Source organism: Aurantimonas coralicida DSM 14790, from assembly GCF_000421645.1.
GTDB lineage: Bacteria > Pseudomonadota > Alphaproteobacteria > Rhizobiales > Rhizobiaceae > Aurantimonas > Aurantimonas coralicida.
Genome location: NZ_ATXK01000002.1, coordinates 63,838 through 77,246 on the forward strand (window position 1 = coordinate 63,838; position 13,409 = coordinate 77,246).

The following is a 13,409-nucleotide window of genomic DNA, read 5'->3' on the forward strand; positions in this document are numbered from 1 at the left end:
CCGACGCTTTTCCGTATCGCGGGGACCAGTTCGCGATACGGATGCCAGGCAAGAACAGGCGACTTATGACGAAGACGATCCTCCCGCTCGCGGTTTCGGCCGGACTGCTCGTGCTCGGCACGCTGGCGGCCAAGGCCGATCACGCCGATCGGCATATGTCGGTCTGGAAGTCGCCGAGCTGCGGCTGCTGCGAGGCCTGGACGGACATTGCCCGCGCCCATGGCTTCGACGTTACCGTCACGAACACCGACGAACTGACCCCGATCAAGCGTGCGGCGAAGGTACCGGCGGCGATGGAAGGGTGCCACACGGCCAGGATCGACGGCTATGTCATCGAGGGCCATGTGCCGATGGATGCGATCGACCGGCTCCTCGCCGAGCGTCCCGCCCTGGCCGGCCTGTCGGCGCCGGGCATGCCGATGGGCTCGCCCGGCATGGGCGACGATCCGGATGCCCGCTACGACGTCTACGGCTTCGGCGGCGAAGGCGGTCCGACCGTCTATCAGGCTGTCGGCGCCCGCTGACCGGCCGCCAATTTCTGACAGGACAGGGCGTCGCGCCTGATCCTGGTGGCCCGGCTCAGAAGCGCGGCGGCGTGCGACCGGCGGCGCGGCAGGCCGCCACCAGCGTGTTGGCCATCAGCATGGCGATGGTCATCGGCCCGACGCCGCCCGGCACCGGCGTGATCGCCGCGGCCTTCTGCGAGGCGGCCTCGAACGCCACATCGCCCACCAGCCGGGTCTTCGCCGAGCCGTCCGGATTGTTGCCCTTCTCGGGGGCATCAATCCGGTTGATGCCGACATCGATGACCACGGCACCCTCCTTCACATAGTCCGCGCCGATCATCTCGGGCCGGCCGACGGCTGCGACCAGGATATCCGCGTTCCGGCAAAGGGCGGGCAGGTCCTTCGTGCGCGAATGGGCGATGGTCACGGTGGCGTTGGCGGCGAGGAGAAGCTGCGCCATCGGCTTGCCGACGATGTTGGAGCGGCCGACGATCACCACGTTGAGGCCCGACAGATCGTCGCCGAGAACGTCGCGGATCAGGATCATCGAGCCGGCCGGCGTGCAGGGCACGAAGGCCTCGTCGATCGCGCCGGTGGACAGCCGCCCGACATTGACGAGGTGGAAACCGTCGACGTCCTTGTCGGCGTCGATGGCCTGGATCACCTTGCCCTCGTCGATCTGCTGCGGCAGCGGCAGCTGCACGAGAATGCCGTGGATCTCGGGATCGGCGTTGAGCTCGGCGATCAGCTCGAGCAGCGCCGCTTCGGACGTGTCGGTATCGAGCACGTGCTTGACCGACTTGAAGCCGCATTCGACCGCGCGCTTGGCCTTGGAGCCGACATAGACCTGGCTGGCCGGGTCCTCGCCGACGATCACCACGGCCAGTCCGGGCTGAAGGCCCGTCTCGGCGGTCAGGGACGTCGTTGCCGCCGTGACCTCCTCGATGATCCGCGCCGCGCGCGCCTTGCCGTCGATCCGCCGTGCTTCGGCCATGGTGCCGTATCCTTCCTGTCCGCGGTGCCGTCAGGGTCTCTTATGGCAGAAGGCAGCGATGGGAAAAGGCCCGCATCGCTGCACGCGTCCCGCGGTGCGGCGCGAGCAGTCCAGTCCGGCGGCGATGTCTATCGCATTGGCAAGCGGTGAACGCCGAGCCGAGACCGGTCTTCGGTCCTTCTACAAACTCGCCGCGGTGCGGGCCGCCTGGTCGTAATGGCCCGACAGGACGCGCAGGAGGCGGGCGACGTTGGTCATGGCCTCAGGCGATATGCCGAGTTCCTCGGCGCCGGAGACGAGGATGCGTTCGCGCAGGTCCTTGTAGAGGCGACAGGCGGTCTCGCCCTCGGAGGTGATCGCGATCAGCCGTTCCTTGCCGGATTTCTCACGCGCCACCAGCCCCTTCGCCTCCAGCTTGCGGATCGCATAGGTCGCCAGATGCGTGTCCTCGATGCCCAGCACGAGGCAGATGTCGGCGAGGCGCTTGGGCTTGCCGCGATGGGTCACCGTATGGAGGACGAGGATCTCCGTCGCCGTCAGGCCGGGCTGTCCGGCCGCCGTCATGCAGCGGATCATCCAGCGCTCGAAGGCATGGTTGGCGAGGATCATCCCGAACTCGACCTCCGACAGCGCCGGCATGGCGCCGTCGGCCAGATGCGCCGAGGAGACGATGGGGCCGAAGCCTCCCGGTCCTGCGGGCGGTCGGGCTTCGGGGTTGGTGTCGTCGGTCCCGCCGGCCATGCTCAGCCTCCGGAGAACATCGTGCGGGGCAGGTAGAGCGCAAGATCGGGGAACACCGCCAGCAGCACCACCATCAGCGCCAGAAGGCCGAAGAAGGGCGCCGTGGCGGCGGCGATCCTGAAGATGTTCTGTCCCGTCAGGCCCTGGATGACGAAGAGGTTGAAGCCGACCGGCGGCGTGATCTGCGCCATCTCCACGACGATGACGAGATAAATGCCGAACCATACGAGGTCGAAGCCGGCCTGGGTCACCAGCGGCATGATCACCGAAGTGGTCAGCACCACCATGGAGATGCCGTCGAGGAAGCAGCCGAGCACCATGAAGAACACCGTCAGCGCCGCCAGCAGCGCGAAGGGGGACAGGTCGAGCGAGCCGATCCAGGTGGCGAGTTCCCGCGGCAGGCCGGTGAAGCCCATGGCGGTGGTGACCACCGCCGCGCCGGCGAGGATGAAGGCGATCATTGCCGACACCCGCGTCGCCGCCATCAGGCCCTCGCGGAAGCTCTGCCAGTTCAGTGCATTCTGGGCCCTTGCGATGACCAGCGCCAGGATGACGCCGATCACCGCCGCCTCGGTCGGCGAGGCGATGCCGCCATAGATCGAGCCGATGACGCCGGCGATCAGCAGGATGGTCGGCAGGATGCGGCCGAGCGAGCGGAAGGCGCTTTCCTCGACGATGACGTCGGCCGCGGCCGGGATCAGCGAGGGCTTCAGCGTGGTGATGAGCGCCACATAGCCCATGAACAACAGCGCCAGCACGATGCCCGGCACGACGCCGGCGATGAACAGTCGGGCGATCGATTCCTCCACCGCCGCGCCATAGACGATGAGGATGATCGAGGGCGGGATCAGCAGGCCGAGCGTGCCCGAGCCGGCCAGAGAGCCCATGGCGATGCGCTCGTCATAGCCCCGCTCCTTCAGTTCCGGCAGCGAGATCTTGCCGATGGTCTGGGTGGTGGCGGCCGAGGAGCCGGAGATCGCCGCGAAGATGGCGCAGCCGACGATGTTGACGTGGATCAGCCGGCCCGGCAGCCGACGCATCAGCGGCGCAAGCCCGGCAAAGAGGTCCTCCGACAGTTTCGAGCGGAACAGGATCTCGCCCATCCAGATGAACATCGGCAGGGCGGTGAGGTCCCAGGACGTCGAGGCCGACCAGAAGGAGGTGGCGAGGATCTGCGCGTCGGGCAGTGCCGGCCGGGTGAGCAGCGCCGCGAGTGCCGTCAGCGTCAGCGCAAGTGCGACCCACAGGCCCGAGGCCAGCGCGCCGAAGAGGACGACGACGAGCAGCAGCGAGACTTCGAACACGCCCATCAGACGCTGCCTCCGCTGCCGGCGATGCGATCCATGCCGCGAAAGGCCAGCACGGCTTCGTCGACGAGGGCGATGGCGAGGATGAACAGGCCCAGCGCCAGCGTCGCCTGCGGCAAAGCGAGCGGCACGGCGATCATGCCGTAGGAGACGTCGCCGTAGCTGAAGCTCTTCAGCGCCAGTCCGCCGGTGGCATAGGCGCCGAACAGGGCGATCCCGGCGCCGAGCAGCGCGACGATGCCGTCGACATTCTGGCGTGCCCGCTCGGGCAGGCGCTGGGTGACGAGGTCGACGCGGATGTGGACGTTCCTGGCCAGCGTGTCGGCCAGCGCCAGGAAGGTGGCGCCCGCCAGGAGGAAGCCGGCGATCTCGGCGAGCGAGGGCACGGCGAAGCGGGTCGGCGTCGCCCCGAGGCTGATCAGCAGGAAATCGAGGAGCCGGGCGCCCACCTGCAGCGCGACGAGGACGAGAATGGCGACGAGGCAGAGGGCGGCGATGCCGCCGGCCACGCTGTAGATCGTATCGAGAACGCGACGCATCGGTGCTCCGGGCGGGTTGACGGGCAGGCTCGGGGCAGACGACGGGCGGCGATGGCCGCCGCCCGTCTCATGGGAGCGATGATCAGTTGCGATAGGCCTCGATCAGGGCCGCGCCGGCCTCGCCCGCCGACTGCTTCCAGGATTCGGTCAGCGTCTCGCCGATCTTCTGGAAGTCCGCCTTCATCTGCTCGGACGGCTCTTCGACCGTGATGCCGTTCTCCGACAGCGTCTTGGTGGCGCTTTCGGTCTCGGCCACCGAGGCCTCCCAGCCGCGGGTCTCGGCGGCCGCCGCCGCCTCGGTGATGGCGGTCTGGGCCTCCGGCGGCAGGGCGTCGAAGGCGGCCTGGTTGACGATCACCATGTTGCGCGGCAGCCAGGCGTTGAGGACGTAGTAGTTCGACAGGAAGTCCCAGGCCTTGGTGTCGACACCGGTGGAGGGCGAGGTCATCATCGCCTCGACGCGGCCGGTCGAGAATGCCGTCGGCACGTCCGAGGCCTCGATCTGGGTCGGCACCATGCCGGCCTCGTTGGCGATCGCCTCGGTCGAGGTGTTGTAGGCACGGAACGACTTGCCGCCGAGCTCGGCGACGGAATCCACCGCCTGCTTGGTGTAGAGGCCCTGCGGCGGCCAAGGCACCGAGAACAGAAGCTTCAGGCCGTCCTTGGCCAGCGCCTCTTCCATCATCGGCTTCTGGGCGTCGTAGAGTTTCTTCGCCTCGTCGTAGCTGGTGGCCAGGAACGGCACGGAATCGGCGCCGTAGATCGGGTTCTCGTTCTCGAGCCGCGAGACCAGCAGCTCGCCGATCGGCACGATGCCGTCACGGACCGAGTTCTTGATGTCAGGATGCTTGATCAGCGACTGGTTCGGGTGCTGGGTGATCTGGACCGCATCGCCGGCGGCGCCGTTCACCTCCTCGATGAAGGTGGCGATGTTTTTTTCGTGGAAATTGCCTTCCGCATAGGGGGTCGGCATGTCCCAGGCCGTCTGGGCAAGGGCCGCGCCCGGCAGAACCAGAGTGGCGGCAAGCGTAATCGTCGACAGATGCTTCATCGCAGTCTCCATGGCTGTTTCCGGAAGAAAGACTTCCACGAAAATTGCCCTCCGTCAAACACACTGATAATCTGTCGATAAATCGCCGATAAAGATGAAATCTTGAGCGGAGTGCCGAAGATGAGTGCAGTCAACAGCGGCAAGTGGGACTTCTGGATCGACCGGGGCGGCACCTTCACCGACATCATCGGCCGCGATCCCGACGGGGGCCTGCATCCGCGCAAGCTGCTCTCCGAAAATCCCGGCGTTTACGAGGACGCCGCCCTCGAAGGCATCCGCGACCTCCTGGGCCTCGCCAGCGACGCGCCGATCGTCTCGGACCGCGTTGGCACGGTGCGCATGGGCACGACGGTGGCGACCAATGCGCTGCTCGAGCGCAAGGGCGACCGCACGCTGCTGCTCATTACCCGAGGTTTCCGCGACGCGCTGAAGATCGCCTACCAGGCCCGGCCCGACATCTTCGCCAAGGAGATCATCCTGCCCGAGCAGCTCTACGAGCGGGTGGCGGAAGTCGGCGAGCGGGTGCTGGCCGACGGCACGCTGGAGCGCGAACTGGACGAGGCCGGCACCCGCGACGCGCTGGCGACCGCCAGGGCCGACGGCATCGACGCCGTCGCCATCGTCTTCATGCATTCCTGGCGCTATCCGGCCCACGAGCAGCGCGCGCGCGCTTTGGCAGAGGAAGCCGGTTTCTCGCAGATCTCGGTCAGCCACGAGGTCTCACCGCTGGTCAAGATCGTCGGGCGCGGCGACACCACGGTGGTCGACGCCTATCTGACGCCGATCCTGTCGCGCTATGTCAGCCGCGTCGCCGGCGCGCTCGGCGCCAGTACGCAGGATGCCGCCGCGCCGTCCCTGCAGTTCATGATGTCGTCGGGTGGGCTCACCGCCGCCGATCTCTTCCAGGGCAAGGATGCGATCCTGTCGGGCCCCGCCGGCGGCGTCGTCGGCATGGCCGAAACCGCTCGGCTGGCCGGCGAGGAAAAGGTCATCGGCTTCGACATGGGCGGCACCTCGACCGACGTGACCCACTATGCCGGCTCCTACGAGCGGGCGCTGGATTCGGAAGTCGCGGGCGTGCGCATTCGCGCGCCAATGATGCGCATCCACACGGTGGCTGCCGGCGGCGGCTCGATCCTGCATCTCGACCAGGGCCGCTTCCAGGTCGGCCCGGATTCGGCCGGCGCGCATCCGGGGCCGGCGGCCTACGGCAAGGGTGGGCCGCTGACGGTGACCGACGCCAACGTCATGCTCGGCAAGCTGAAGCCGGAGCTGTTCCCGGCCGTGTTCGGGCCGGGCCGCGACCAGCCGCTGGACGCCGGCATCGTCGCCGAGAAGTTCAAGGCCATGGCGGCGACGCTCGGCGAGGATCGCGATCCGCGGCAGATGGCCGAGGGCTTCCTGACCATCGCCGTCGAGAACATGGCCAATGCCATCAAGAAGATCTCGGTGCAGCGCGGCTACGACGTCTCGCGCTACCTTCTGAATTCCTTCGGCGGTGCCGGCGGCCAGCATGCCTGCCTCGTCGCCGATGCCCTGTCCATGGAGCGGGTGCTGATCCACCCCATGTCCGGCCTCCTGTCGGCCTACGGCATCGGCCTGTCCTCGCTGTTCTCCTCGCGCAGCCAGGCGCTGGTCGCGCCGTTGGAAGAGGCGTCCCGCGATGCCATCGACGCGCTGGCGGCGGAGCTCGGAAAGGCCGTGGCCGGCGAACTCGCGGCCCAGGGCGTCGCCGACGAGAGCGTTGACACGACGCTGCTGCTGCAGCTGCGCTACGACGGCACCGACACGACGCTGCCGGTCGTCCATACCGGCGATTTCGCGGCCGCGCGCACGGCCTTCGAGGACGCCCACCGGGCGCAGTTCGGCTTCGTCTACGAGGATCGCCCGATCGTTGTCGAGAACGTCTCGGTCGAGGGCGCCGAGCGCCGCGAGACGGTCGTCGACGCGAGCGAGGGCAATGTCGCGGCTTATGACGCCGAAGCCTCCGAGACCGGCCGCATCTACACCGGCGGGGCCGAGCGCGAGGCCGGTATCTTCCGCCGCGAGGCGCTGGAACTGGGCGCCCGCATCGCCGGACCGGCGCTGATCGTCGAGCCGAACCAGACCATCGTCGTCGAGCCGGGCTGGTCGGCGGGGATCACCGTCCACAACGACGTCCTCCTGACCCGCACCGAGAAGAAGGCCCGCCATGCCGCGCTCGGCACGGCGAGGGCCGGCTCCGGCGAGGCCGGCGCCGATCCGGTGCTGCTGGAGGTGTTCAACAACCTGTTCATGTCGATCGCCGAACAGATGGGCGTGACGCTGCAGAACACCGCCTCCTCGGTGAACATCAAGGAGCGGCTGGACTTCTCCTGCGCAGTCTTCGACGCCACCGGCGCGCTCGTCGCCAACGCGCCGCACATGCCGGTGCATCTGGGCTCCATGGACCGCTCGGTCGAGACGATCATCGCGCTGAACAAGGACGCGATCCGGCCGGGCGACGTCTTCGCCCTGAACGCCCCCTATAATGGCGGCACCCATCTGCCGGACATCACCGTCGTCACCCCGGTCTTCGACGACGCGAAGCGGACGATCCTCTTCTACGTCGCCTCGCGCGGCCACCATGCCGATGTCGGCGGCATCGCCCCGGGCTCGATGACCCCGCGCGCCACCAGGGTCGACGAGGAGGGCGTCCTCATCGACAATCTGCGCCTCGTCGATGGCGGAATCTTCCAGGAGGAGGAGCTGCGCCGGGTGCTGACCGACCATCCCTATCCGGCCCGCAATCCCGACCAGAACGTCGCCGATCTGAAGGCGCAGATCGCGGCCAACGAGAAGGGCGTCGCCGAATTGCGCAAGATGGTCGAGACCTTCGGCCTCGACACCGCCCGCGCCTATATGGGCTTCGTCCAGGACAACGCCGCCGAGGCGGTGCGCCAGCTCATCGACGGGCTGGAGGATTGTTCCTACGAATATCCAACCGATTCCGGCCAGATCATCAAGGTGGCGATCACCATCGACCGGGAGGCCCGCGAGGCGACCGTCGACTTCACCGGCACCTCGCCGTCCATGGCCAACAATTTCAATGCGCCCGAGCCGGTGACGCGGGCCGCGGTCCTCTACGTCTTCCGCGTGATGGTGGAAAAGCCGATCCCGATGAATGCCGGGTGCCTGCGCCCGATCCGCATCGTCGTGCCGGACGGTTCGATGCTCAAGCCGGTCTATCCGGCCGCCGTCGTCGCCGGCAATGTCGAGACCTCGCAGCATGTCACCAATGCGCTGTTCGGCGCCTTCGGCGCGCTGTCGAACTCGGAGGGCACGATGAACAATCTGACCTTCGGGGATGCGCGCTACCAGTATTACGAGACCATCTGCTCGGGCTCGCCGGCCGGCCGCATGAATGACGGCACCAGCTTTGCCGGCACGTCGGGCGTCCATGTCCACATGACCAATTCGCGCCTCACCGATCCGGAAATCCTGGAGATGCGCTATCCGGTCGTGCTGGAGGATTTCCATATCCGTGCCGGTTCCGGCGGCGGCGGCGAGAAGGCCGGCGGCGACGGCACCGAACGCACCATCCGCTTCCTGCAGGAGATGGACTGCGCCATCCTGTCCTCGCACCGGACCCTGCCGCCACGGGGCATCGCCGGCGGCGACGACGGCCAGATGGGGAAGACCGAGATCCGCCGCGCGGATGGCAGCGTCGAACGGCTCGAAGGTTGCGACCAGACCGTGCTGCAGGCCGGCGAGGCGGTGATCGTCACGACGCCGACGCCGGGCGGCTACGGCCGGCCCTAAGCCGCGGTAGTTACGCAGCAATCGCCATCGCCGTCGGCCCGGTCCTTGCGATCACCGGGCCGGCGGCGGGAACTCTGGCAGGGGAATGGAAGTATATCGGTCGCGTATGTCGCGAAATCGCGAACGTGCGGCACACGGATAGGTTCCGTTAAAGGATTTCGTGTCAATTCGAACGATCACGTTTTTGGGATCGTTCACATGCCTCTGACCATATCGAAGAAACTGGCCGCGCTGATCGCGCTGTCGATCGTCATCTGCCTCGTCGTTACCGGCGCGCAGCTCCTGTCGCTGCGCAACGTCGTGGAAGCCCAACGCGGCGAACTCATCAAGACGCAGGTGGAATCGGCCGTCGCGATCGTCGAGCGCTACCAGACGATGGTCGCCGATGGCGTCCTCACCGAGGATGCGGCACGCGCCCAGGCGGCGGCAGTGGTCGAGTCCATGCGTTACGGCAAGGACGACTATTTCTTCGTCACCGATACCAAGGCCAACATGCTGGTTCACCCGAACACGGCGCTGGTCGGCAAGAACTTCTGGGACAGCCGCGACCCGAGCGGCTTCCCGCTGTTCCAGGAAATCATCGCCAGGGCCGCCCAGGGCGGCGGCATCACCCCCTATCTGTGGCCGCGCACCAAGGGCGAGGAGCCGATCGCCAAGCTGAGCTATTCGGCCTCCGTGCCGCAGTGGGGCTGGGTGATCGGTACCGGCGTCTATGTCGACGATCTCAACGCGATCTTCATGAGCGAAGTCGCCAAGTCGCTGGCCTGGTCGCTGCCGCTGCTCGGCCTGCTGATCGCCTGCGCCTGGCCGCTGGCCCGCAGCATCTCCCGTCCGCTGACCCAGATGACCGCAGCCATGCGTTCGCTCGCCGCCGGCGACAAGACCGTGGCGATCCCCGGCGCCGGGCGCCAGGACGAGATCGGCGAGATGGCCGGGGCCGTCGAGGCCTTCAAGAAGGCCGCGATCGAGCGCGATGAGCTGGCTCAGGAAGCCGAAGCCACCCGTATCAGCCAGGACGAGGCCAAGAAGCGCCAGGCCGCCCTCGACAATGCCAAGGCCGAGGACCTGCGCGCCTTTGTCGGTGTCGTCGAGGTGGGCTTCGAGCGTCTGTCGGCCGGTGACCTGACCGTGCGCATGCAGGACAAGGTTGCCGAGGAGTTCGAGCCGATCCGCGCCAAGTTCAACGCCAGCGTCGCCTCGCTGGAAGAGGCGATCGGCCATGTGGTGACCTCGATCGCGTCGATCCGCACCGGTCTCGGCGAGATCAACACGGCGTCGAACGATCTGGCCCACCGCACCGAGCAGCAGGCGGCGAGCCTCGAGGAAACCGTCGCGGCTTTGGGCGAAGTCACCCAGGCGGTCAACGAGACCGCCGAGGGTGCCGGCAAGGCGCAGCAGGTCGCGTCCGGTGCCCGTGAGAAGGCCCAGAAGGGCGGAGAGGTCGTCGGCAAGGCGGTCGCGGCGATGGGCCAGATCGAGCAGTCCTCCGAGAAGATCAATTCGATCATCTCGGTCATCGACGAGATCGCCTTCCAGACCAATCTCCTCGCCCTGAATGCCGGTGTCGAGGCGGCACGGGCCGGCGAAGCGGGCAAGGGCTTCGCCGTCGTCGCCCAGGAAGTGCGCGGGCTGGCCCAGCGCTCGGCGGAAGCGGCCAAGGAGATCAAGACGCTGATCGCGACGTCCCGCGAACAGGTCGGCACCGGCGTCGAGCTGGTCACGGCCTCCGGCAAGTCGCTGGAGGAGATCGTCACCGAAGTCAGCGCCATGGCAGAGGTCATCTCAACCATTGCCTCGAGCGCTCGCGAACAGGCGACGAGCCTGCGGGAAGTCTCGGGCGCCGCCGACCAGATGGACAAGGTGACCCAGCAGAACGCCGCCATGGTGGAAGAGGCGACGGCGGCCAGCCAGACGCTGGCCAACGAGACCGATGAACTGGCCCATGCCATGGCCAAGTTCAGCACCAGTGCCGGCAATGCCGGTGCCCGGCGCAGCGAAGGCCGGGCGCAGCCGCAGCGCCATGCTCCGCCCCGCGGCGTGACGCAGATGCGCACGACCGGTTCGGGCGGCGCCGCCCGCGCGCCGCAGGCACAGGAAGATGGTTGGGAAGAATTCTGACCGGCCCCGCCGGCGCCCTCACGGCAATCGGCGAAGCAGCATGATCAGAACGGCCCGGGGCGGGATGCCGCCCCGGGCCGTTCTGCGTCGGTCTGGACGACATTGGCAGGTATCGCGCGGCATCCCGTGCGGACGGCGATACTGGCCGGAATACCGCTGTACATGCGTGAGAAGTAATAAGCCTGCCATGCAGAAGTGCTGATCCGGCGTCGCGCAAGCTTTGGCGTGGACTATCCGGCGCGAGGGACTTCGCGGTAACGGAAATTTCAGCAGCCGCGGCTAGAAATTTCTGACGGCCCGATTGGCCCTTCCGGAAACCGTTCCGCGACAAGGCCCTCTGTCCGTCACGAAACCCCGCCGATTGCGCGGATACTGGCGTTCGCCCGGCGGTGGCGACGCATCCCAGCTAAGGTTCGATGCCGATGTTGTCGCGAATGTCCCTTCCAGCAAAAGTCTCTCTGATGGTGGTCGCCTGCCTGGCGATCCTGACCGCCATGTTCGGCATCGCCGGTGTCGTTCTCCTGCAGGAAGAAGGACGTCAGCGCGCGGTCGAGCGTCAGGAAAGCAACATGCGGGTCGCATGGGAGGTTCTGCGCAATTATGGCGGCGAGTTCCGTCTCGAGGGTGACACGCTTTACGCCGGCAACCAGCCGCTGAACGATTTCTTCGAGCCGGTGGACAAGGTCAAGGCGCTGGTCGGCGGCACCGCCACCGTGTTCATGAACGACACCCGCGTCTCCACCAACGTCATGAAGCCCGATGGTGGCCGCGCCGTTGGCACGGTTCTCGCCCGTGGCCCGGTGCATGATGCGCTGTTCATCGAGGGTCGGCCGTTCCGCGGGCAGGCGGACATTCTGGGCACCTCCTTCTTCACCGCCTACGACCCGATCAAGAATGCCGCCGGCAAGACCATCGGCGTCCTCTATGTCGGCGTGCCCGAGGCCGAGTTCTTCACCGCCGTCAAGGCGCTGGAAATCCGGCTTGGCGTCATCTCCGTCATCGGCGCCGTGCTGATCGGCCTGGCGGTCCTGTGGATCTCCAAGCGCATGTTCGCACCGCTGCAGAAGCTGACCGAAACCGTCGCCGAAGTGGCCGACGGCAAGACCGACGTCGAGGTCGTCGGGCTCGATCGCTCCGACGAGATCGGCCGGATGGCCAATTCGGTGGAGCATCTGCGACACGCGGTCATCGAGCAGCATCAGTTGAAGCAGCAGGCCGCCACCGCTGCCGCCGACGAGGAGGCCGAGCGGATCCGCCAGGCCGAGCTGGGCGAGGGCTACGTCAAGGCGCATGCATTCTTCATGGCCGAGATGACCGAAGGCTTCGAGCGACTGGCCAGCGGCGACCTGACCGCGCGTCTCGACCAGGAATTCACCAAGGATTACGAGGGCGTCCGCGGCCTCTTCAACGATGCCATCGCCAAGCTCGAGACCGCCTTCTCCGGCGTCGTGACCTCGATCGCCTCGATCCGTACCGGTCTCGGCGAGATCAACACGGCGTCGAACGATCTCGCTCACCGCACCGAGCAGCAGGCGGCGAGCCTCGAGGAAACCGTCGCGGCTTTGGGCGAAGTGACCCAGGCCGTCAACGAGACCGCCGAGGGCGCCGGCAAGGCGCAGCAGGTGGCGTCCGGGGCCCGTGAGAAGGCCCAGAAGGGCGGCGAGGTCGTCGGCAAGGCGGTCGCGGCCATGGGCCAGATCGAGCAGTCCTCAGAGAAGATCAACTCGATCATCTCGGTCATCGACGAGATCGCCTTCCAGACCAACCTGCTGGCGCTGAATGCCGGTGTCGAGGCGGCACGGGCCGGCGAGGCAGGCAAGGGCTTTGCGGTCGTCGCCCAGGAAGTGCGGGGCCTCGCCCAGCGTTCGGCGGAAGCGGCGAAGGAGATCAAGACGCTGATCGCCACCTCCCGCGAACAGGTCGGCACCGGCGTCGAGCTGGTCACGGCGTCCGGCAAGTCGCTGGAAGAGATCGTCACCGAGGTCAGCGCCATGGCCGAGGTCATCTCGACCATTGCCTCCTCGGCCCGCGAACAGGCGACCAGCCTGCGCGAAGTGTCCGGCGCCGCCGACCAGATGGACAAGATCACCCAGCAGAACGCCGCGATGGTGGAAGAGGCGACGGCGGCCAGCCAGACGCTGGCCAACGAGACCGACGAGCTGGCCCATGCCATGGCGCAGTTCCGCACCAGTGCCGGCGACCTGAATCGCAGCCCGGCCCGCCCTGCGCAGGCGCCGCGTCGCAGTGCCGCAGTGACCCAGCTTCGCCCGACCGGTGCGGGCGGTGCGGCCCGCGCCCCGCGCGCCCAGGAGGAGAGCTGGGAAGAGTTCTGATCCCGGCTTCCACCGCTGAAATGCTTCATGCCGGCCTTCG

Annotated in this window: 9 protein-coding genes; 4 read left to right on the plus strand and 5 right to left on the minus strand. The window is 67.4% G+C overall.

Annotation, left to right across the window (positions count from 1 at the left end):
- Positions 1-65: 65 nt before the first annotated feature.
- A complete protein-coding gene (locus H536_RS0104885; protein WP_024349402.1) occupies positions 66-524 on the plus strand; it encodes a DUF411 domain-containing protein in 459 nt (152 codons plus the stop codon).
- Between the two features lie 55 nt (positions 525-579).
- On the opposite strand, the gene folD is transcribed toward H536_RS0104885, so the two are convergent.
- The 5 genes from folD to H536_RS0104910 all read right to left on the minus strand — a co-directional run bounded on the left by folD (position 580) and on the right by H536_RS0104910 (position 5,150).
- A complete protein-coding gene (gene folD, locus H536_RS0104890) occupies positions 580-1,500 on the minus strand; it encodes a bifunctional methylenetetrahydrofolate dehydrogenase/methenyltetrahydrofolate cyclohydrolase FolD (RefSeq protein WP_024349403.1) in 921 nt (306 codons plus the stop codon).
- A gap of 180 nt (positions 1,501-1,680) precedes the next feature.
- A complete protein-coding gene (locus H536_RS0104895; RefSeq protein ID WP_024349404.1) occupies positions 1,681-2,241 on the minus strand; it encodes a winged helix DNA-binding protein in 561 nt (186 codons plus the stop codon).
- 2 nt (positions 2,242-2,243) lie between these two features.
- Positions 2,244-3,551, minus strand: coding sequence for a TRAP transporter large permease (locus H536_RS0104900; protein ID WP_024349405.1), 1,308 nt, complete (start codon positions 3,549-3,551; stop codon positions 2,244-2,246).
- Entirely contained in the window at positions 3,551-4,087 is a 537-nt protein-coding gene (locus H536_RS0104905; RefSeq protein ID WP_024349406.1) for a TRAP transporter small permease, read from the minus strand. Before H536_RS0104905 ends, H536_RS0104900 begins: the two co-directional genes overlap by 1 nt.
- Before the next feature lie 82 nt (positions 4,088-4,169).
- Positions 4,170-5,150: a TRAP transporter substrate-binding protein gene (locus tag H536_RS0104910; RefSeq protein WP_051141514.1), complete on the minus strand. Its 981-nt coding sequence runs from the start codon at positions 5,148-5,150 to the stop codon at positions 4,170-4,172.
- A 108-nt stretch (positions 5,151-5,258) separates the two neighbouring features.
- Here H536_RS0104910 and H536_RS0104915 point away from each other — a divergent pair, with 108 nt between their 5' ends.
- The 3 genes from H536_RS0104915 to H536_RS0104925 all read left to right on the plus strand — a co-directional run bounded on the left by H536_RS0104915 (position 5,259) and on the right by H536_RS0104925 (position 13,369).
- Entirely contained in the window at positions 5,259-8,918 is a 3,660-nt protein-coding gene (locus H536_RS0104915) for a hydantoinase B/oxoprolinase family protein (protein WP_029702765.1), read from the plus strand.
- Positions 8,919-9,116: 198 nt separating this feature from the next.
- Positions 9,117-11,036 carry a methyl-accepting chemotaxis protein gene (locus H536_RS0104920; protein WP_051141515.1) on the plus strand — a complete coding sequence of 640 codons (1,920 nt, stop codon included), beginning with the start codon at positions 9,117-9,119 and terminating at the stop codon, positions 11,034-11,036.
- 461 nt (positions 11,037-11,497) lie between these two features.
- Positions 11,498-13,369: a methyl-accepting chemotaxis protein gene (locus H536_RS0104925; protein WP_024349410.1), complete on the plus strand. Its 1,872-nt coding sequence runs from the start codon at positions 11,498-11,500 to the stop codon at positions 13,367-13,369.
- Positions 13,370-13,409 lie beyond the last annotated feature (40 nt).

Excerpts from the sequence above, each read along its gene's own strand:
- H536_RS0104885 (WP_024349402.1), top strand. The coding sequence starts at position 66 with ATGACGAAGACGATCCTCCCGCTCGCGGTTTCGGCCGGACTGCTCGTG.
- folD (WP_024349403.1), bottom strand. The coding sequence starts at position 1,500 with ATGGCCGAAGCACGGCGGATCGACGGCAAGGCGCGCGCGGCGCGGATC.
- H536_RS0104895 (WP_024349404.1), bottom strand. The coding sequence starts at position 2,241 with ATGGCCGGCGGGACCGACGACACCAACCCCGAAGCCCGACCGCCCGCA.
- H536_RS0104900 (WP_024349405.1), bottom strand. The coding sequence starts at position 3,551 with ATGGGCGTGTTCGAAGTCTCGCTGCTGCTCGTCGTCGTCCTCTTCGGC.
- H536_RS0104905 (WP_024349406.1), bottom strand. The coding sequence starts at position 4,087 with ATGCGTCGCGTTCTCGATACGATCTACAGCGTGGCCGGCGGCATCGCC.
- H536_RS0104910 (WP_051141514.1), bottom strand. The coding sequence starts at position 5,150 with ATGGAGACTGCGATGAAGCATCTGTCGACGATTACGCTTGCCGCCACT.
- H536_RS0104915 (WP_029702765.1), top strand. The coding sequence starts at position 5,259 with ATGAGTGCAGTCAACAGCGGCAAGTGGGACTTCTGGATCGACCGGGGC.
- H536_RS0104920 (WP_051141515.1), top strand. The coding sequence starts at position 9,117 with ATGCCTCTGACCATATCGAAGAAACTGGCCGCGCTGATCGCGCTGTCG.
- H536_RS0104925 (WP_024349410.1), top strand. The coding sequence starts at position 11,498 with ATGGTGGTCGCCTGCCTGGCGATCCTGACCGCCATGTTCGGCATCGCC.